This window comes from Streptomyces sp. MJM8645, assembly GCF_001625365.1.
Taxonomy (GTDB): Bacteria; Actinomycetota; Actinomycetes; order Streptomycetales; family Streptomycetaceae; genus Kitasatospora.
Genome location: NZ_LJJF01000002.1, coordinates 834,631 through 854,379 on the forward strand (window position 1 = coordinate 834,631; position 19,749 = coordinate 854,379).

Annotated in this window: 15 protein-coding genes; 1 reads left to right on the plus strand and 14 read right to left on the minus strand. The window is 70.4% G+C overall.

The genetic code is table 11. The features are described from left to right. Nucleotides 1–39 precede the first annotated feature (39 nt). From A6F73_RS34305 to A6F73_RS34345, 9 genes are all read right to left on the minus strand, one after another. Nucleotides 40–1,803, minus strand: coding sequence for an ABC transporter ATP-binding protein (locus A6F73_RS34305; protein WP_279634985.1), 1,764 nt, complete (start codon nucleotides 1,801–1,803; stop codon nucleotides 40–42). 86 nt (nucleotides 1,804–1,889) lie between these two features. After that, complete coding sequence (locus A6F73_RS34310; RefSeq protein WP_063352755.1) at nucleotides 1,890–3,563, minus strand: ABC transporter ATP-binding protein; 1,674 nt, start codon at nucleotides 3,561–3,563, stop codon at nucleotides 1,890–1,892. A 178-nt stretch (nucleotides 3,564–3,741) separates the two neighbouring features. Continuing rightward, a complete protein-coding gene (locus A6F73_RS34315; protein WP_159398690.1) occupies nucleotides 3,742–4,932 on the minus strand; it encodes a nucleotidyltransferase family protein in 1,191 nt (396 codons plus the stop codon). Beyond that, on the minus strand, nucleotides 4,929–6,020 hold the full coding sequence (gene pyk, locus A6F73_RS34320) for a pyruvate kinase (RefSeq protein ID WP_063352258.1): 1,092 nt from the start codon (nucleotides 6,018–6,020) through the stop codon (nucleotides 4,929–4,931). The genes A6F73_RS34315 and pyk overlap by 4 nt, the downstream gene beginning before the upstream one ends. Then, a complete protein-coding gene (locus A6F73_RS34325; protein ID WP_063352259.1) occupies nucleotides 6,014–6,835 on the minus strand; it encodes a hypothetical protein in 822 nt (273 codons plus the stop codon). The genes pyk and A6F73_RS34325 overlap by 7 nt, the downstream gene beginning before the upstream one ends. A 3-nt stretch (nucleotides 6,836–6,838) precedes the next feature. Next, complete coding sequence (locus A6F73_RS34330; RefSeq protein WP_063352260.1) at nucleotides 6,839–7,558, minus strand: nucleoside monophosphate kinase; 720 nt, start codon at nucleotides 7,556–7,558, stop codon at nucleotides 6,839–6,841. A 1-nt stretch (nucleotide 7,559) separates the two neighbouring features. Continuing rightward, entirely contained in the window at nucleotides 7,560–8,876 is a 1,317-nt protein-coding gene (locus tag A6F73_RS34335) for a radical SAM protein (protein WP_208869244.1), read from the minus strand. Beyond that, nucleotides 8,869–9,138, minus strand: coding sequence for an acyl carrier protein (locus A6F73_RS34340; protein WP_063352261.1), 270 nt, complete (start codon nucleotides 9,136–9,138; stop codon nucleotides 8,869–8,871). The genes A6F73_RS34335 and A6F73_RS34340 overlap by 8 nt, the downstream gene beginning before the upstream one ends. Next, nucleotides 9,135–10,358, minus strand: coding sequence for an acyl-CoA dehydrogenase family protein (locus A6F73_RS34345; protein ID WP_063352758.1), 1,224 nt, complete (start codon nucleotides 10,356–10,358; stop codon nucleotides 9,135–9,137). Before A6F73_RS34345 ends, A6F73_RS34340 begins: the two co-directional genes overlap by 4 nt. Before the next feature lie 839 nt (nucleotides 10,359–11,197). Here A6F73_RS34345 and A6F73_RS34350 point away from each other — a divergent pair. Next, complete coding sequence (locus A6F73_RS34350; protein WP_159398691.1) at nucleotides 11,198–12,385, plus strand: hypothetical protein; 1,188 nt, start codon at nucleotides 11,198–11,200, stop codon at nucleotides 12,383–12,385. A 56-nt stretch (nucleotides 12,386–12,441) separates the two neighbouring features. Here A6F73_RS34350 and A6F73_RS34355 read toward each other — a convergent pair whose 3' ends face one another. From A6F73_RS34355 to A6F73_RS34375, 5 genes are all read right to left on the minus strand, one after another. After that, on the minus strand, nucleotides 12,442–13,761 hold the full coding sequence (locus A6F73_RS34355; protein ID WP_063352263.1) for a ferritin-like protein: 1,320 nt from the start codon (nucleotides 13,759–13,761) through the stop codon (nucleotides 12,442–12,444). Further along, on the minus strand, nucleotides 13,758–14,525 hold the full coding sequence (locus A6F73_RS34360) for a DNA-binding domain-containing protein (RefSeq protein WP_063352264.1): 768 nt from the start codon (nucleotides 14,523–14,525) through the stop codon (nucleotides 13,758–13,760). The genes A6F73_RS34355 and A6F73_RS34360 overlap by 4 nt, the downstream gene beginning before the upstream one ends. 1 nt (nucleotide 14,526) lies before the next feature. Beyond that, complete coding sequence (locus tag A6F73_RS34365; protein ID WP_208869245.1) at nucleotides 14,527–15,423, minus strand: DUF692 domain-containing protein; 897 nt, start codon at nucleotides 15,421–15,423, stop codon at nucleotides 14,527–14,529. Continuing rightward, nucleotides 15,420–16,067: a hypothetical protein gene (locus A6F73_RS34370; protein ID WP_159398692.1), complete on the minus strand. Its 648-nt coding sequence runs from the start codon at nucleotides 16,065–16,067 to the stop codon at nucleotides 15,420–15,422. Before A6F73_RS34370 ends, A6F73_RS34365 begins: the two co-directional genes overlap by 4 nt. Before the next feature lie 279 nt (nucleotides 16,068–16,346). Then, complete coding sequence (locus A6F73_RS34375; RefSeq protein WP_063352266.1) at nucleotides 16,347–19,247, minus strand: glycoside hydrolase family 3 C-terminal domain-containing protein; 2,901 nt, start codon at nucleotides 19,245–19,247, stop codon at nucleotides 16,347–16,349. Nucleotides 19,248–19,749: the final 502 nt, after the last annotated feature.

Below are 19,749 nucleotides of genomic sequence, written 5' to 3' on the forward strand. Positions count from 1 at the left end.
TGGATCCCTGCGGGTCCGCCACGATCCACCGGAACCGCCCTACCGGGGAAGGTCCGCGCCCGGCTGGGCGAACTGCGCCCGGTACAGACGGGCGTACGCGCCACCGGCGGCGAGCAGCTCCGGGTGCCGTCCCTGTTCCACGATCGAGCCGTTCTGCAGGACGAGAATGGCGTCCGCGTCGCGCACCGTGGACAGCCGGTGGGCGATCACGAAGCAGGTGCGCCCCTCGCTCAGCCGCGCCATGGCCCGTCGGACCAACAGCTCGGTCCGCGTGTCCACCGCGCTCGTGGCCTCGTCGAGCACCAGGATCGCCGGGTCGGCCAGGAACGCCCGGGCGATGGTGATCAACTGGCTCTCCCCCGCGCTGATCCCGGCGTTCTCGCCGTCGAGTACGGTGTCGTACCCGTCCGGCAGCGTGCGGATGAAGTGGTCCGCGTGGGCGGACCTGGCAGCCAGCTCTATCTGCTCCCGGGTGGCGCCCTCCCGGCCGTACCCGATGTTGTCCGCGATCGATCCTTCGAAGAGCCACGTGTCCTGGAGCACCGCACCGATGTGACGCCGCAGAGTGGCGCGCTGCAGCTCCCTGAGGTCGACTCCGTTGAGCGTGATCCGCCCTCCGGTGACGTCGTAGAAGCGCAGCAGCAGGTTGACCAGGGTCGTCTTGCCGGCGCCCGTGGGCCCGACCACGGCGATCGTCCTCCCGGGCTCGACCGTCAGCGAGAAGTCCTCGATCAGCGGGCTCTTCGGCTCGTACCTGAAGCCGACCGACTCGAAGCGGATCAGACCCCGACCCACGACTTGCCCTCGTTCGACGGCGTCCGGCGTCTCCTCGACGGCGTCCAGCAGCTCGAAGACCCGGCCGGCCGAGACGACGCCCGACTGCACCACCCCGGCGAGACTGGTCACCTGGGTCAGTGGTCCGCTGAGCTGCCGCGCGTACTGGATGAACGCCTGGACGTCGCCGATCGACATCGTTCCGGAGATCACCCGCAGGCAGCCGACCACGGCGACCACGACATAGCCCAGGTTGTTGACGAAGGTCATCACCGGCTGGCTGCTTCCGCTGAACAGCTGTGCCTGGTAGGCGGATCTGAACACGGCCTCGTTGTGCTCCCGGAAGACTGCCGCCGACCGCTCGCCCTGGTCGAACGCCTTGACCAGGGTGTGGCTGGCGTACATCTCCTCGACGTGGGCGTTCAGCCGGCCCATCGCGTTCCACTGCTCGGTGAGGCGGGGTTGCGCCCGTCGGCCGAGCAGCGCGGTGGCCGCCATCGCCGCGGGCACCACCATGAGGGCGATCACCGCGAGCAGCGGGGACAGCCGGAGCATCACCACCACCAGGCCCAGGATCAGCAGCACCGAATTGGTCAGCTGGCTGAGGGTCTGCTGCAGGGTCTGGACGATGTTGTCGACGTCGTGCGTGATCCGGCTGAGGACCTCGCCGCGCCGGTGCGTGTCGAAGTAGGCGAGCGGAAGCCGGGCCAACTTCGCCTCGGCGTCCGAACGGAGCCGGTAGGCGGAACGCTGGATGGCCTTGGTCGCCTGTCGGCCCTGCAGTACCCAGCAGAGCCCGGAGAGGCCGTACACACCGAGTGCGAGCGAGAGGACCCCGGCCACGGGGGCGAGGCCGCCGCCGCCCTGCCCCGGGCCGGAGCCCGACGGCCGCGGCGCCGTTGCCATCGCCACGATCAGGTCGGTGGCGCGCCCCAACAGCAGGGGTCCGGCCACGTTCAGCGTGATGCTCGCGAGCCCGAGGACGAGCATCAGCACGAACGGCCTTTGCAGGCCCACCAGTTCCAGCAACCGACGCGCGGTGGCCAGGAATTCGCCCCGCGGCGGGCCCGTGGGCGTACCCGACCCGGTCCGGGCCTTCTTCGACCGTCCGACGCTCACGTCGTCCGCTCCTCGTCCAGCTGGGATGCGACGATCTCGCGGTACACCGGGTTCGAGGCCAGCAACGCGTCGTGAGTCCCGGTACCGACCACCGCCCCGGCATCCAGGACGACGATGCGGTCCGCGTTCCGCACGGTTGCCACCCGCTGTGCCACCACGACGACCGCGGCGCCGGCGGCCTCCACGGCCAGGGCCGCGCGCAGCCGCGCCTCGGTGGTGGAGTCGAGCGCCGAGAACGCGTCGTCGAACAGATAGATCTGCGGACGGTGCACCAGCACCCTGGCGATCGCGAGCCGTTGTCGCTGCCCACCGGAGAAGTTGGTGCCGCCCTGCGCGACCGGTGTGTCGAGGCCCTCGTCCAGCGCCTCGACGAACTCCTTCGCCTGCGCGACCGCGAGTGCGTTCCAGAGCTCCTCGTCCGTGGCGTCGGGCCGTCCGAAGCGCAGATTCGAAGCGATCGAACCGGAGACCAGCGAGGCGTTCTGCGGTACGAGACCGACCGAACGACGCAGCACCGACTGGTCCAGGTCCCGTACGTCCTCGCCCCCTACGCGCACCTGACCGGCCGTCGCGTCGGCGAGTCGCGGCACGAGCCCGAGCAGTGTGCTCTTCCCGCTGCCGGTCGATCCCACGACGGCCGTCGTCTCGCCCGGCGCCGCGGTGAGGTCCACGTCGCGCAGAACGGCCTCCTGGGCGCCCGCGTAGCGGAAGGAGACGCCGCGCAGCTCAAGGTGTCCCGGCCGCGGCTGGGCGTGGAGGGGCTGCCCGGCCGGCCGGACACTGGACTCGGTGGTGAGGACCTCGGCAATGCGTGCGGCGCAGATCTCGGCCCGCGGTACCGCCATGAGCGTGAAGGTGGCGGTGATCACGGCGACCAGGATGAGCGTCAAGTACCCGAGGAAGGCGGTGAGTGCGCCGACCTGGAGGCCGCCGTCCCGGATCCGGTACGCCCCCAGCCAGAGCAGCACCACGCCGAACAGGTTCACCAGTGTCGCCGCCAGTGGAAACATCGAGGACGTCAACAGGCCGGCCCGCACCGAGTGGTGGGTGAGCTCCGTGTTGGCCCGGGTGAACCGCTGCCGCTCGAACTCGTCCCGCGCGAACGCGCGGATCACCCGGATTCCGGTGACCTGCTCCCGCAGGACCCGGTTCACCACGTCCATGCCCCGCTGCATGCCGGCGAAGTGCGGCCGCAGTCGGCGCACGACCAGGGCCACGGGCAGACCGAGCAGCGGGACCACGGCGAACAGGGCCAGGGCCATCGGCACGTCCTGTCCGAGAGCGAGCACGACACCGCCGACGGCCGTGATCGGTGCGGCGACGAGGCCGGTCAGTGCCGCCGACACCAGGTTCTGGACCTGCTGGACGTCGTTGGTGGTACGGGTGATGAGCGACGCCGTACCGAAGTTGCCGACCTCACGGGAGGAGAAGCCCTGCACCCGCTGGAAGACCTCCGCTCTGATGTCGCGGCCGACCGCCATCGCGATCCGCGCGCCCAGCCCGACGGCGCCCAACGCGCAGCCGACCTGGAGGAGGGAGACGACGAGCATGAGGCCTCCCCGCCGCAGGACGAAGGCCGGGTCGGCACCGAGCGCGCCGTCGTCGATGATGTCGGCGCTCAGCCTCGGCAGGTAGAGCAGGGCGACCGTCTGCACGAGCTGCAGGGCCATCAGGGACACGAGTTCGCGTCGGTACGGTCGCAAGCCGTTCCGGACGAGGGCGGCCAACGAGCGGGCTCGGGCCCGTCCGCCGGGCACCGGCGGCGGCGTCTCGGCCGGCGGCGGTGGTGGTCGCCTCGCAGCGCGCGTCGTCATCGGCATCCTTGCACCGTCCCGTTCCCGAGCCGCGTCACACCACGGCCCGTGGGCCCGGCACGGTGCTTCGCGCCTTCGGCGTCCGCGACCTCCTGGGGTTGAACAACCGATCCGCGAAGCCCTGTTCCCAGCGGTCGGGCCGGCCGTCCAGTACGCCGTACGTCTCCAGCAGATCCGGATCGGCCGGCCCGAACTCCGCGGTCAGCGCCGGCGGAACCCCGTCGGGGAACACCTGCCCGGTGTGGTGCAGCGCGTAGCGGATGCTGTCCACACAGCCGTACCGCCGGACCCGCGACACCAGGGTTTCCAGCTGTTCGCCGGACAGCCGGTGCAGCAACTGGACGAGATCGAGGAACTTGAGGATCGTCAGGTCCTTGCCGATCTCGATGTACATCAGCGTCGTCGCCTCGACGTGCAGTTGGACGCAGACGTCGATGAACTGGTCCACGGCATCGAGCCTGCGGCTCGCCTCGCCGAAGAGCACGGCGTCGACCGCGCGGGCCAGGATCTCGGCGGGATCGACCACCGCCCCGGAACCGGGCTGGAACACGTTGAAGCACGGATCCAGCACGAACACCTCGACGTCGTCACGTTGGGCCGGCTTGAGGTAGGGAAGCGTCGAATTGGCCAGGCTGACCTTCCACACCATCTGCGTCCGCCGGTCGAAGGGCACCACCAGCTCGGCGTTGCCCGAGAGATGACCCTGTCGGTAGCCCAGCCCTTCGACGACCGAGGTGAACTCCGGCAGCGAGTCCCTGCTCAGCAGCACGTCGAGATCGCCCATCCGGCGCAGTCCCACATCGCCGTAGACGCCCTCGGTGAGCACCGGTCCCTTGCGGATCGCGTAGTCGAGACCGCCGGCGTTCAGACCCCGGATCACCTTGGCGTACTCGTCGGCGAGCGCGTGGTTGCGTCGCCGGTTCCCCTCGTAGGCGTACGCGTAGATCCAGCGGTAAGGAGCCAGGCTGCGCCCGTCCTCGGAGTGGACCAGGCGGTACGTCAGGAGATTGCGCCCGATGAGCGGCAGGACCCCGTGCCGGCACGCCTGGTCGACCAGCAGCCCCCAGTCGAGGTCCTGGCCGTTGGCCGTCAGGAAGCGGAAGATCCGTTGCTGCTGCGCCGGCTCCAACCGCGGACGGGCGAGCGCCAGCAGCAGCCTCGCCTCCGGGGACAGGTCTTCCAGGCAGCCGTGCGCCAGGGAGTCGTCGATCGGGCTGTCGGTCACTGCTCTCCTCCGTGCGTGTCCGGGTTGGTTCGACCACCCGCGACGGCGCGGTCGGATGCCTCGCTGATCTCGTCCCGGTAGCGCTCGGCTCGAACGATGACCCTGTGCAGGACCTCGACCACGCGTACCGGATGCAGGCCGTAGCCGGTCTCGCCGGTCACCATGAGCGCGTCGGCCCCGTCGATGACCGCATTGGCGATGTCCGACACCTCGGCCCGGGTGGGCAGGGTGCTCCGGCGCATCGAGTGCAGGAGCTGGGTGGCGACCACGGAGAGCCTGCCCCGGCCGGCGCACTCCGCCACGATCCGCTTCTGCGCCATCGGGACGTCCTCGAACGGGATCTCGACGGCCAGATCTCCGCGCGCCACCATCAGGCCGTCGAAGGCCGAGGCCAGTGACGGCAGCGAAGCCAGGGCGTCAGGGTGCTCGACCTTGCCGATGACCAGCTGGTCGGGCGCGATCGCGTGGACCGCCGCGTAGTCGTCGGCGGAGGCGGCGAAGGAGAGCGCCACCAGGTCGACGCCGAGTGCTCGGGCGAACTCCAGGTCGTCGGCGTCCCGTTCGCAGAGCCCGGCGGGGACGGTGGTCGCCCCCGGGATCGTGACGCCGCGGCCCGACGTCACCGGACCGCCCTGGACGACCGTGCACCGCAGCTCGGACGCGGATGCCGCCGTCACGGCCAGGACGATCGCACCGTCGTCGATCAGCACCTCGGCGCCAGGGCGGAGCCGCTCCGGCTGCCACGGATGCGTGGTCCAGGTGCGATGGGACGCCGCCTCGACCGGCTTGGCACACAGCGTGACGACCTCGCCCGGTTGCCACTGCGCCTGGCCGTCCGGGAGCGCCCCGAGCCGGTTCTTCCTCCCCTGGAGGTCGGCGAGCAGAAGGACCCGCCGGCCGATGTCGGCCGACACCTCGCGGATGTCGCGCACGGCGGCCGCATGCTGCTCGCGGGTGCCGTTGCCCATGCTCAGACGGACGACGTCCACACCGGCCCGCAGGACGTTCTCCAGGCAGGGCCGCGTCCCGCTGACCGGGCCGAGTGTCGCGATGATGGCGGTCCGCCGCCCGGGAAAGCTGCTCAGCACAGTCGGAGGTCCTTTACGCTGCATCGGTGGTACTCCCGGTGGAAGCCCTCCGGATCCGTCATCGCCACCGGCGTCACCCCGTGGAGGACTCCGGCGGTCGGCAGGTTGTTCACGAAGACGATCCGATCGGGCCCCAGCGCCCCGACGGTCGTTCCGCACTCGGCCAACGCCGACTCGCAGTGGTCGGCCCGCAGCACGGGCTTGCGGCCGCCGGTGAGTTCGTCGGACCACTCGAAGACCTCGTCGAAGCGCAGCGAACGCTGACGCAGGTACGGACGCATGTCGATGAGTTGCAGCTCACCACCGGTGAAGCCGGTGACCGGACCGTACAGGTGCGAGAAGAGCAGCGCATCGCAGTCGGTGTGGAAGCGCTTGAAGCTCCAGCTGGTGCCGTAGAGCTCGATCGGGATGGCACCGTCCGAGATGGTACCGACCTTGATCCGGAAGTCGCTCTCCTCGCCTCCGCGGGCGGTTCGGCGCCGGAACACCTCCCACACGGCGCGGAAGAGCGCTTGGTGGTAGGTCCGCGCCTGTTCCAGCGTGAAGTGGCGCGGGACACCGCTCACCAGGGCGGCCCCCGGGCCGGCCGGGTCGCCGCTCCTGGACAGCAGGTCCACGATCGCGGACGCGAGCTCCGCGCCGACCGCTTCCGGATGGACCGGAGCGGGGAGGTCCTCGCCCAGGGCGATCTCCCATCCCGCGAACGGCGCCCGGCGCTCCAGCGGCGGCTGGTCGGGCGGTTGGTCGGGCGGTTGGTCCGCCAGCGAACTCAGCGCGGATCTGCGCAGGGCCATCATGTCGGTACCCGAGCCCATCGGTCAGTCCTCCAGATCATCGGTCAGATCATCGGTCGAGTCGGGCACGTCGGCGTCCACGGCATCCACGGCATCCAGCGATTCCCACAGCGCGGCACGGACCTCGTCCGACGGGCGCGTTCCATCGACCTCGCGCAGGAGCGATCGCTCGGCGAAATAGGCGCGCAGGTCGCCGATGATGCGGTGGTAGTCGGCCAGACGCCGTTCGAAACTGGCTGCCGCGTCGTCTCGGCGACGCATCACGCCGCCGCCGCAGCCAGGGCAGGCGGGGACGTCCGGGTCGTCCGTCATCGCTCCGCACTCCACGCAGAGACGGCGGTTCGCCACCCGGGTGCGTGCCGTGCCGTCCGGCACGGTCACGACGGCGAATCCGGTCACCCGCACGTCCCGGTCGGCAGCGGTGCGCAGCAGGTCGTCGCATTGCGGACGATCGCGGGGGTAGCCCTCCACTGCCACGACCCGCACGGCGGCCGGCAGGTGGTCGAGGAAGTGGGCGAACTCCAACCGCACGAGCTCGTCGGGGAGCAGTTCCTGACGCAGCAGGGTCTCGCGCATCCGCGTGCCGAGCGGGTGGCCGGCCGCCGCGAGCCGGAGCCCGTAGTCACGCACGCCGAAGCGGGCCAGATCGGGGTGCCGGTCGTCGAGTGCCATCAGCGCCGTCGACTTTCCGGCGCCCGGCGGTCCGGTGACCAGGACGGCGTTCGGTGGAGTTCCGTTGCGCATGTCAGTCCCGCCCGGTTCCGGGGGGACGCTGCTCGGAGCGTGCCGAGAACAACGCCCAGGCGCGCTCGACCGTCTCGCGATCGGCCGTGACCCTTCCCTCGGCCAGGTGGATCTCCAGTGCGCGCAGGGTCGCGTAGAGACGCCGGTCGGGTTCGGCCAGAAGGAGCTCGGTCAGGTGGTAGAGCTGGTTGGTGTCGGCGGCCATCCGGAGCGAGTCCGGGAACTCGTCGGCCAGGAGCCTCGCCAGGTCCTGGGGGCCGTTGTCGACCAGGTACACCGTCAGCGGATCGGCGTAGAGGTACTCGATGGCCTCTTCCCAGTCGTCCGTCTGACGGACGTTGGGGCAGCGGTGCGGGTCGTTTCCTTCCAGGATGCGAACCCTTCCGTCGTCCTCGATGAGGCACGCCAGCCCCTCCAAGTGGCGGACCTGCGGGCCGTTGTAGGTGCGAGCCGGCACACTCTTGCCCTGCTCGGTCTCGAACCGCCGGCCGAACACCTCGGCCAGGGACTGCTCGGGGAGGCTGACCGGCAACCGGGACAGCTTCCGTTGGTTCATCCGGCCTTCGACGATCAGGTTCTTGAAATAGACGAGGACTGTCCGCCCGTCCGGCAGATGAATCTTCCGCTGGTAGTCGTCCATCTCGGTGAGCTCCCCGCCGAGCGCCGCCGCGAGCTTCTCGGTGGTCGAATCACCGTCGAGGAGAACGGATCTGACGTAGCAGCCGACGTCCCGTAGGCCGTCCTCACCGAGCAGGCGGATGACCCTGGCGGCCGGCTCCACGCCGATCCGCTGGGCGTGGAACCAGTCGAGACTGATGCGGATGGTGAAGTTCGCCCTGGCCAGGTGCGCGGGCCGGGTGCGCCATGCGTCCACCAGGCTGCGCACCCGCCGACCGGTCTCGTCCTCGTCCGCGGCGAAATGCGCGCTGGTGATGAGCTCGATCTCCTCAAGGCCGGGTGAGTCGACCTCATGGACGAACCGCTCGCAGAACTCCGGCTCGACCATGGGCTCGCCGCCACCGGACAGCACGGCCTTCCACAAGCCCATGCCGTTCATCAGCTTCAGGACCGGAGCCGGATCCCGGGCGACGCTGTACCTGCTTAACCGATTTAGGGACATCGGTGCGGCGTAGTTGCAGTGCCCGCAGCCGACCGGACACTCCGATGACGGCCAGACGTAGCAGGTCGTGCCGGTGGTCGGCCCGTGCTCCGTGTATCGGGTCAGCGAGGCGATGACCTGATCACGGCACTCGGTGAGTGCCGAATCATTCACGGCCGAAGCCGAATTAGCTTCCCGCTTGAACAGGGATTCAGGCATGATGGTGCCCTCCGCTCGCATCTGAATTGACCGGCAGGTCGGCGACGGCCGCCCAGACCGCACCTGCCGTTTTGAACGTTTCGGAAACGAGCCGCTCGTCCGGTACGGAGATGCCCATCCCTTCCTCCAGATCCATCACCAGATTCACCATGGCAAGGGAGTCCAGACCCAGGTCCGCCAGCAATTCGTCTGCCGAGACCGGTCCGTCGGCCATCGGCAGGTGCCGACGGAGAATTTCCTCGAATTCCGCCGGCCAAGTCATCGCGGACCGTCCTCGTCGTCAACCGTCGAGTCGATGACGGATATCAGGTCAGCGGGCAGGACGGTGACATCGCGATCGAGTAGCGCGAGCGCCCCGTTCATGGTGAGCAGGCGGTCGTTGTTGAAATTCAGGCGCGCCGACCGAAGGTCGCGGAAGTTCCGCTCAAGAGGGATTCCGGCATCCCGGCTGTAGCCCTCGAACAGTCCGGCGATCTGGAGCAGGCGATCCGCGGCCCTGAACGTCAGTTCCGAGGAGACGACTTTGAGATTGTTGAGATGGATCTGGGTCGCCGTCCCGCTCAGTGACGACCCCTCTCGCCGACGTGCCAGGATCTCGTCCCGGACGGTGCCGAGATAGGCGGCGACGAGTTCGACATCGATCCTGGCCCGTGCGATCCGCTCGGACACCAGGTCGGTCAGACGGCCGGCGCCCCGGGCCCGAACCATGCCCAGCACGCCGGAGAGCGCGCTTCGCGCGGTGCCGAGCCACACTGCGGACCACGCCAGGTGTCCGGCCGGGATCATGCTCTCCACGGCGACGGTCCTGAAGTCGCCCGGACTCCCCACGACCTGCCAGGCAGGCACCGTACCCGCCAGCTTCATCCCCCGGCTCTCGGTACCCCGCATCCCCAAGGTGTTCCAGGCGCCCGAGGGGGCCACGGAAAGCTGGTGCCGGTCGGCGTAGCACAGGATGACCCGGTGGTCGGCGGCGTCGGGCGACTCGCGCATGGTCACCAGGAATCCCTCGGCATGGGCGCCGCCGGTGACGATCGGCGCCTCACGCTCGAATCCCAGCTGCTCCCCCGCCCCGTTCAGGGCGGCTCGCCCGCTGAGCAGGTGTCCGCCCTTGCCCGGCTCGGTGGTCACCGACGCGAGGTACACCTCTCCCGACGCCAGCCGCGGAAGCAGCTCGTCCCGCAGCCGCGCCGAGCCGAAGCGCACGATGCAGTCGACCTGCTGGCAGTGCATCGCCCAGATCATCGCCGTCGAGGAGCAGCCCGACGCCAGCAGGCCCGCCACGGCCACGAGGTCGCCGAGATCTCCTCCCAGTCCGCCGTACTCCTCGGGTACGAGAAGTCCCATCAGGCCGTTCGCCCGCAAGAGCCCGACAGCCTCCTCCGGGAACCGGGCGGAGTCGTCCGTCCCTGCAGCTTGAGCCCGGATATCCGGAAGTACAGCGCGGGCCTTCCGGCAGGCAGCCGCTGATGTTCTGCTTCCCATCTCATCCACCCCGTTCATTCACATCGCCGGACGCCGGTGCACTGGGTGCACCGGCGGGTCCGCGGACGGTATGGCATCGATCCAGGCCTGATATCGCACGGCCTCGGCTCACCTTCCCGCCGACCGCGGAGAAGGCATGTCATCGATTCGAAACGACCGAATGCTCGACGCAGCCCCCCCTGGAGCTATCTGCGTCGGCCCGCCCATGCGGCTCCGGCGGATCCCTCGTGGATGCCGGAGCTCCTGCGTCATCGGTCTGTGCCCGCCCCATACAAGGACAGTGGTCGAGGATATGTCAACCACCTTTTCAACCAGGGCTACGAGCTTCACACACCTTCCCCGAAGTGCCGGTCCGAGGCCCGGATCCGCCTTCCTCCTCCGGAATCGCCCGGGCCGAAACCCGCGGCAAGCCGCCCCGCCGTCCGCCGGCCCGGATCTCGGTCCACCGAAGATCAGCAGCTCAGACGGTGGTCGCCGGGATGCCGGCCGGCCCCTCGCCGAGGTGCCCGCAGCCGCCCGCACACCCTGGACGCCGGACGCGCCACGAAGACACCGCCAACTTCCCGTTGCGCGAATGAACTTGTGATGGCTAGCCTGCTAAAGCGTTTAAGTTCCCATTGGTATGGACCATTTTGGTATGGACCATTTATCTCGCTCTTCCGAGCGCGTCCAGCAGGAGGTGCCCCCTGACCGACTGAACCGCCAGCTCAGGCATCCCGGCAACGGCCGTCCCCCACCGGCCGAAGCCGCTACCCGGCTGGCGGACGCCACCGCGACGGCCCGGGCCGGGGCATGACGGCCCCAGGGCCGAGCGGACGAACGGCGAGGGGTCCTTCGCCATGCCCGTGCGCCGTCCACCGCCCGACCCGGAACGGCGCACGGGCAGACACGCCCTAACAGCAGGTACCGAGTGGTTCTTCGTCCCGGATCCGGTGGTGACAACGACAGTGCCAGGAAAGAACGAACTCCCGACCGTCCTCCAAAGTGATCACAACACCTATCTGGCCGGCGCGTTACCGCTCTGCGTGATCCTCGCGGACGAGGCCATGAGGCCATGGTTCTACTCGCAGTACATCCAGCTCTATGCCATGGGTTCCGACTCCCAGCAGAAGGCGCCACACCTGGACTTCCACAGCTCACTGACCTGTCGGGAAGTCCTGCACACCCGGACACTGGATCGCGCGGCCGCCGGGCGCATCGGCCGCATCGTTGCGTTCCTCCGAAGCTGTATCGACTCCGGCCGGCACGTCATCGTCTTCGTGGACGACTCCTTCCTGCGGGGGGAGCCGCGTCCCTTCGTCCATGAGCTTCTCGTCCACGGCTACGACGACCGGTCGGAGCAGCTCCGCGTCGTCGGCTTCGGCGGTGCGATCGGACGGCCCGGAAGCCAGCGGTTCCAGACCTTGGAGTTCGGCTACCAGGCTTTCGAGGAAGCCTTCGAACGAGCGCTGTCCCTGACGGCACCGAACTCCGACTTCGCCGCGATCCGCTACCCCGTCCAGCTCCTCCAGCGTGTGCGGACGCGCCCGGCGTTCGATCCCGGGCGGCTGTGGACCGAGCTGTCGAGCTACCTGGAGGCACCCGAGCTGGACATCTTCCGCGCCGGTACCGAGTACTGGTGGTGGTCCCCACCGAAGCCCGAGGCCCAACCGCCCGACTTCACCGTCTCGTCGGGGTTCGAGGTCCATGGCAGGTTCATACGCCATCTGAAGGCCGTCGAGGCGGGAGACCACCTCATCGACTACCGGCAGTTCCACCTCCTCTGGGAACACAAGACGGCCATCCTGCGCCGACTGGAACACCTTGCCCGAGAGTTCGACCTCCAGGGCGGCCTGGACGACGTGATCTCCGGTTGCCGCCGCCGCGCACAGGAGTTCCTCGACCTCAGGCTCAAGGTCCTGATGGCCCTCAACGGCAGGAGCACACCCCAGGCAATGGCCCAAGGGGTATCCCTCGTCACACGTACTCTCCACGAGGAGCCGGAAGCACTGTCCCGTGTCAGGGACGTCGTGGCCGGCCTGCGCTGAGCGGCTCACGTCACCGAGTCGCGAAGCGGGCGTGCCGGGGCGCCGGTCGCGGTCCGTCAGTTGGGCATCGGGCGCGGGCGGCTGGCGGGGGGATCCGAGGGGATGTCATCCACGCTGGGCAGGTTCTTCAGGAGCCAGTGGACGCTGTTGTCACCGCCGAGTTCGGGGAAGTCGACGACGGCGGTCTCGCAGAGCCAGAGCAGGTGCTCCTTCATGGTCCGGTGTCCCTTGGCCTTCTGCTCGGCGGCGAAGTCGTAGTACTCGAAGGTGGGAGCGGCACAGGTCCCGTCCCAGGCGGGGTCGTCGCTGCCCGGGGTCGTCATGAGGAGTTCGGCGACGGGGTAGAGCACACCGCTCATCGAGGCGATGAAGGTGCGCTCCAGGTGGTAGCGGGTGTTCCGCTGGTTCGGGTTGAAGTTCGACTGGACGTCGTAGAGCTTGTCGAGCATGGCCAGGGTGTAGCAGTAGGCGGCGTTGAAGAGGACGGCCAGGCCTGCGGCCGGTCCGGAGAAGCCCTTCGCCCGGGGATCGCTGGGGACGTTGCGGACCTGCCCGGTGACCTCGATGCCCTGTTCGATCCTCTTGAACTTCGCGTAGTGCGAGAGCTCGTCGAGGCCGGGGCGCGGGTTGACCGGGTCGATCGGGACGGTGGCCTTCTTCGGGTCCACGCCCTCGCCCTGCTCGACCACCATCTTCAGAGCGGTCTCGGCGGTGTGGAGGTCGGTGATGACCACGGGTTCGCCGCCGCCGTCGTGGTTCCAGTACGCGCTCTCGTACTGCCAGGGGGCGTTTGCCTTCGCGTACTTCCACACGTCGTCCGGGTCGGCCTCGGTCAGGTGCTTGAGGCCGACTTCGATCGCCTTGTAGAACTGGCCGAGCGTGTTGTACTCGCCCGGTTGCGGCTTGGCGCCCTTCTCGGCGGGCAGCTCCAGCGGCAGGAACACCCGGTTCATCAGATCCTTGCTGCACGGCTCCAGGTGGAGGGTCAGCGGCGGAGTCCGATGGAGCATCAGGCTCGGGTACCTGGTGATGAAGTCCGGGTCGTAGAAGACGATCCGGTCCGCTCCGCCGAGCGCGATGATCAGGTTGCGCACCAGGCACAGGTGCAGCATCTCCTCGATCGCGATGCTGATGATCGTGCGCTGGGCGGAGATTCCCGGGTCCCACTGGCTGTGGCCCTTGGTCCCGATGGAGTAGGCGGCGTACAGGTACATCGGGACGGTTGACAGCTCGACCTGGGCCGCCTGGTACAGGTGGTTGAGCAAGGTGTCGATGTCCTCGATCGGTCGATCGGCCTTGATCGTGCCGATCGGGGTGACGGCGAAGGGGATGTCGGGCAGGCGGCGGGTGGCGGGCTTGGTGGCGTCGGTCGTCATACCTCGGCTCCGTTCGGTTCCGGGCGCTCGGGGCGCGGTGAGGGCGGTGCGGATGGCGGACCGGCCCGGTCGGGGCGGTCGGGGTGCTCGGTGTCGGGGTGCTCGGTGTCGGGATGCTCGGTGTTCGAGGAGGCGAGCAGCGTGCGCCGGACGTCCTCGGTCAGCTCCGTGACGTGGACGCCGTGGTCCCGGCGGCGCAGCAGCAGGAGTACGGGGCGCGCGGCCGGCGGCTGCGGGTCCTCGCCGCGGGCCACCGCGGCCGCGTAGCGGTGCACGGGGTGCCGACAGGCCAGCACGCGGCACGCGCGGGCCGGCTCGGCGTCGTACACCTCGGCGAAAGCCCTTTCATATCCTGCGAGTTCGACGATCAGCTGGACCCAGAGGTCGACGTCGCGGCCCGGTGGGTCGAGGTCGGGTCTGGTGGTCGCGAGGTGTGACGCGAAGCCGTCGGCGAAGTGCTCCAGGGTCCAGCTGCGGGGCGGGCAGGTGTTCAGGTACTCGGTGGCGAGCGCGTCGAAGGCCTCCGGCCCCAGGAGTCGGCGCAACGCGGGGAAGCAGGAACGCAGGCAGGCCAGCAGGCGAAGCCGGTAACCGCGGCGGTAGATGTCCAGCCGCTCGCCGGCGGTGAGCCGGCCGGACGGTGTGAGCACCTGGGCGGTGGCCGCGCCACCCTCCTGGTCCGGGCCGATGGCGTGGAGGACGGCGGCCTGCAGCCAGTGCTGGAGTTCGGCCAGGTGCGCCGGCGCTCCTTCGACCGTCGACATGTCAGACTCCCGCCGTGACACGGGCGTTCGGCGGTTCGAGGGCCCGCCGGCGCGCCTTGTCGAGTTCCGCGACCAGTTCGGGGAAGGGCGGCAGGCGGTCGTCCCACTCCAGCAGGGTGGACACGGGCCCGGTCAGCGCGATCGCCGCGTCGTACAGCTCCCACACGGCCGGTGCGACCGGTCCGTCATGGGTGTCGATCAGATGTGTGCCCGCGTCGGTGTGACCGGCCAGGTGGATCTGCACGACCCGGTCGTGCGGGAGTGCTCCGAGGTATGCGCGCGGATCGGTGTCGTGGTTGACGGCCGACACGTAGACGTTGTTGACGTCGAGCAGGAGCCCGCAGTCGGCCTCGACCGCCAGCCGCGCCACGAACTCCTCCTCCGGCATGGTCGATGCGGTGAAGCCCACGTACGTGCTGGGGTTCTCCAGCACCAGCGGGCGCTCCAGGAAGTCCTGCACGGTCCTGACCCGTCGCACCAGATGGGTCAACGCGGCCTCGGTGAAGGGGACTGGCAGCAGGTCGTGGGTGTTGAGCCCGGCGACCCCGGTGAAGCACACGTGGTCCGACACCCAGGCGGCGCCCACCGCATCGGCCAGCTGCCGGAGCCTCCTCAGGTAGTCGAAGTCCAGGGGCTCCACGCTGCCGATCGACAGCGACACCCCGTGCATGACCAGGGGGTGCCGCTCGGCGACCCGGTCCAGTACGTGACGCGGGTGGCCGTGGGAGTCGAGGTGGTTCTCGGAGATGATCTCCAGCCACTCGGCGCCCAGCTCGTCGCCGAGGTGGTCCAGTACGTACCGGTGGTGCGGGCTGCGCAGGCCGACACCGAACCCCAGGTTCGGCAGGTCGAAGCGGGACACCCGGCCGGCCCGCTCGCCGTGGTGACGCTGCGTCACGCGTTCGCCTCGTCCGACGGGAGCGGGAGCACCTGCGGCTTGCTCCGGTCGAGCCTCTTCTTCCTCCGCTCGGCCTCGTTCACTTCGTACGGCGGGACCAGGTCGTCCGGGTAGCCCTCGCCCGGGGACGGGCCGAACGGGAGGCCCGCGGCGTACATCCGGGCCTCGAACAGCTGGCGGGCGAGCTTCCAGACGCTCTTGCCCTTCAGCGGGCCGCCCGCGAACACCCGGCTGACGTTGATCGGGCTCGCGCAGCTGCCGTTCTGCCGACAGGCCTGGTCGCCCGGCTTGGCGAGTTCCGCGTCGGGGCCGGTGTAGCCGCACCCGCCCTGCCCGCGGCACTCGTTGGCGCCGTGGCACACGTGCAGGACGGTGGCACAGGCTCCCATGCCCGCCATCGGCGCCTTCTCGTCGATGTCGTGGTTCCGGCAGGCGTTCAGGCCCATGCACACGTGGAGCTCAAGGGCCTTCTGCAGATCGGCCGCGGACACGCGCGGCCCGCCGGCCTCGTGCGCGGCGTGCCGCAGCGCGATCCCGTCGTCGCCGCCGAGGATCACACGCTCGATCTCCGCCAGCTCCTCGGGGCCCAGATCCGGGAAGCCGTCACCTTCGGCCCCCCTGCCACTGTTCTTCCTGCCACTCACGAGTACCTCCTCGATCGCCTTGGGCCAGGCGCGCACGGCAGCGCGATATCGCTGCGATGTGACGCGATGTGACGCGATGTGACGTGACGAAATGTCATGCAATGTGATGCACGCCACAGCCGCCAAGGTCATCACAGCCGGGGGCGGGCTGGATAGCGCCAAATGAGTAGCATGCGAATTATTTCTGCCACGCGCGGCGACCGGCCGTTGTCCGCGTCGGCGCAGGGCCCCGGTGGCGGCGGGCCCCTGCGTCGACGGCAGGTGTCAGGACGGCAGGTGTCAGGACGGGAGGGTCCAGCGCTGGTTGGGGCCGCCGTGGCAGTCCCAGATCTGCAGCCTGGTCCAGTCGACGCCGCTGCCGTCGCGGGCGTCGAGGCAGCGGCCGGAGGCCGGGTTGAGGAGGGTGCCGTCCGGGCGTGGCTGCCAGCGCTGGGCGCCGGTGCCGTTGCAGTCGTAGAGCTGGGCGGGTGTCCCGGCGGCGGTCCAGCCGTTGGTGACGTCCAGGCACTTGCCGAGGGCCCGCAGGGAGCCGTCCTGCCCGACGGTCCAGTCCTGGGCGCCGGTGGAGTTGCAGCGGTAGAGCTGGACGGCGGTGCCGTTGGCCGTGTCGGCGCGGATGAGGTCCACGCACTGCCCGGCGATGCCGGTCACCCGGCCGCTCGGGCGGGGGGTGGCCCAGCTCTGCTCGGCGCCCCCCGAGCAGGTCCGCAGCAGCAGCCGGCCGCCGGCGGCCGCGAGGCAGCGGCCGGATTCCGGGTGGAGGAGCGAGGAGTCCGGGCCCGGGCGCCACACCTGGTCGGCGCCTGCGGTGCAGTCCCGCAGCCGGACGGCGGCGCCGTCGTCCGGGCCCGCCGGGGTCAGGCAGCCGTCGAGGGCACGGACGGTGCCGTCCGAGCCGACCGCGGCGTCCTGGGCCGCCGTGCCCGCGCAGCCGGCCAGCCGTACCGCCTCGTTGCCGTCCGCGGCGGCGGCGGCCGCGTCCAGACAGGACCCGTCGGCGCCGGTGATCCGCCCGGACCAGGTGGAGACGGCCGGCGAGGCAGGGACGTCCACCGTGCCCTGCAGCTTCGGCGCGCGCGAGGAGGAGCCGACCATCAGGCCGTACCGCCCGCCGGGCACCTGCCAGCCGTGCACCCCGGGATCCCAGAGCGCGAAGGAGGAGCGGTCCAGCGGCAGTTCCACGTGCGTCGAACGGCCGGGCGCCAACGTGACCTTGTCGAAGGCCTTGAGCTGCTGCGGCGGCTCACCGGCCGCGGACGGGAAGGAGACGTACAGCTGCGGCACCTCGGTGCCGGTCCGGGCCCCCTGGTTGGCGAGGTCGAAGCCGACCCGCACCCGGCCGGCGGCGTCCGGGCCGGTCACGGTGAGGTTGCTGTAGCCGAAGGTGGTGTACGAGAGGCCGTGGCCGAAGGGGAACAGCGGGGCGGTGGCGGTCGCGTCGTACCAGCGGTACCCGACCGCGAGCTGCTCGGTGTAGTGGTAGGCGCCGTCCGTGCCGGGGTACTGGGAGGCGTCCCGGATCGGCGTGGCCGCCGCCGAGGTCGGGAAGGTGACGGGCAGCCGCCCCGCCGGATCGACGTCGCCGAACAGCACGTCGGCGAGCGCGGTGCCGCTCTGCTCGCCCGGGTACCAGGCCTCGACCACCGCCGGCACCGCGTCCAGCCACGGCATGGTGACCGGCCCGCCGGTGTTGAGCACCACCACCGTCCGCGGGTTGGCGCGGGCGACGGCGTTGATCAGCGCGTCGTCCGCCGGGGCGAGGTCCAGCGAGCCGCGGTCCGCGCCCTCGGTCTCCTCGTCGCCGACCACCACCACCGCGACGTCCGCCCCGGCGGCCACCGAGGCGGCCGCGGCCGCGTCGTCGCCCGGGTGGTAGCGCACCGAGACGCCCGCTCCGGCCCGGGCGGCGATGCCCTGACGCGGCGTCATGACCTGGTCGGGGTACGGGGCGACGTGCGAGGAGCCGTAGCCGCCGGTGTAGGCGTGGTCGGCCCACGGGCCGATCACCGCGACGGACGACAGGTGGGCGGCATCCAGCGGCAGCACCGACCCCTGGTTGCGCAGCAGCACCGTCCCGGCGGCGGCCGCCGCCCGGGCGTCGCGCGCGCCGGCGGCGGGGTCGGCGGCGGGCGGCTGGCCGCCGTCCAGCGCCCCGGTCCGGACCATCAACCGCAGCACCCGCCGCACCTGGTCGTCCAGGACGGCCGGGGCGAGCCGCCCGTCGGCCACGGCGGCCGTCAGGTCGGCGAAGTACGACGTACCGCCGAACTCCTGGTCCAGCCCGCCCGCCGCGGCGTTCACCGAGGAGTGGGTGGCCGGGTAGTCGGAGCCGACCGCCCCGTCGAACCCCCAGCGGCCCTTCAGCACGTCCCGCAGCAGCGGGAAGTTCTCGCACGCCCAGATGCTGTTGACCGGGTTGTAGCCGCACATCGCCGACCAGGCCCGGCCGTCCCGGACGGCCGCCTGGAAGGCGGGCAGCTCGATCTCGGCCAGCGTCCGCTCGTCCACCTCGGAGCTGTACGACTGCCGGTTGTTCTCCTGGTTGTTCGCCGCGAAGTGCTTCACCTGCGCCGCGACCCCCTGCGCCTGGATGCCGCGGACCTCCGCCGCCGCGACCCGCCCGGCGAGGAACGGGTCCTCCCCCAGCGTCTCGAAGTTCCGCCCGCCCTGCGGCACCCGCACGAGGTTCACCATCGGCGCGTACAGCACCTGGTAGCCGCGCGCCCGGGCCTCGCGGCCCAGCACCGCGCCGTAGGTGGTGGCGAGCCCCGGGTCGAAGGCGGCGGCCAGCGACACCGGTGCCGGCATCGCCGTCGCCGGTTGCCCGTCCCGTACGCCGGCCGGGCCGTCGGACAGCAGCAGCGGCGGGATGCCCAGCCGCGGCACGCCCCGGACGTAGCCGACCGCGTACACCCCGTTCGGTGCGGCGACCCCCTGCAGCAGCGTCGCCTTCTCGTCGGTGGTCAGCTGGCCGAGGAGCGCTTCGACCCTCTGCTCCGGCGACGGCCCGCCTTGCGACGGCCCGCCTTGCGACCACCCGTCCTGAGACCGCCCGCCGTGCGGCTGCGGACCGCCCGGTCCGGCGACCGCTGGGCACATGCCGGAGCCGGAGGCGGCCGCCAGGAGGCAGCCGCTGAGCCCGAAACGGAGTATTCGCGTCCACGAGGAGATACGCCGCATGGCAGCACCTTTCGACGAAGGCGGGCCGAGCCGGGAGGGCCGGGAAATGTGACGGCCAGTCAAATTTACGGCGCATTAACACTTACCGGCAGGTAGCGCGCAAGGGCGCGTCGGAGGCACCGAGGGGCGCAGACAGTCACCGAGGGGCGCAGGCGGGGCGCGGGCGGCGTCGGCCCCGTCGCCGTTGACGCATCGTCCATCCGCTGTCAACGCGCCGACCCTAGCCTGCCCGCGCCCCGCGATGCGGGCGTTATGCGGAGATGAGTTGAGGCGCGATCAGTGGGATTCCCCATGGTGTGGCCACGCGGGCCGCGGCCCGAACGACTGGCCGCCATAGGCACGGCCTTGTTCCTGGCGTTCACGTCGATGTCCACGCTGGGCGCTCCGGCCGCGTCCGCGTCGACGGAGGACACCCTGTACGCGGGCCGGTACCTGTAGTTCGTCGACCAGGTGCGGCCGGAAGCGGTGTTCATCGGTTGTCTACCAGCTGCGGCCAGCCTGG

Bases quoted from the DNA above. Each gene is read 5' to 3' on its own strand.
- A6F73_RS34340 (WP_063352261.1), bottom strand. From the start codon at position 9,138: ATGACTTGGCCGGCGGAATTCGAGGAAATTCTCCGTCGGCACCTGCCG.
- A6F73_RS34345 (WP_063352758.1), bottom strand. From the start codon at position 10,358: ATGGGAAGCAGAACATCAGCGGCTGCCTGCCGGAAGGCCCGCGCTGTA.
- A6F73_RS34330 (WP_063352260.1), bottom strand. From the start codon at position 7,558: ATGCGCAACGGAACTCCACCGAACGCCGTCCTGGTCACCGGACCGCCG.
- A6F73_RS34335 (WP_208869244.1), bottom strand. From the start codon at position 8,876: ATGCCTGAATCCCTGTTCAAGCGGGAAGCTAATTCGGCTTCGGCCGTG.
- A6F73_RS34375 (WP_063352266.1), bottom strand. From the start codon at position 19,247: ATGCGGCGTATCTCCTCGTGGACGCGAATACTCCGTTTCGGGCTCAGC.
- A6F73_RS34355 (WP_063352263.1), bottom strand. From the start codon at position 13,761: ATGACGACCGACGCCACCAAGCCCGCCACCCGCCGCCTGCCCGACATC.
- A6F73_RS34310 (WP_063352755.1), bottom strand. From the start codon at position 3,563: ATGGCCCTGCAGCTCGTGCAGACGGTCGCCCTGCTCTACCTGCCGAGG.
- A6F73_RS34350 (WP_159398691.1), top strand. From the start codon at position 11,198: ATGCCCGTGCGCCGTCCACCGCCCGACCCGGAACGGCGCACGGGCAGA.
- A6F73_RS34360 (WP_063352264.1), bottom strand. From the start codon at position 14,525: ATGTCGACGGTCGAAGGAGCGCCGGCGCACCTGGCCGAACTCCAGCAC.
- A6F73_RS34325 (WP_063352259.1), bottom strand. From the start codon at position 6,835: ATGGGCTCGGGTACCGACATGATGGCCCTGCGCAGATCCGCGCTGAGT.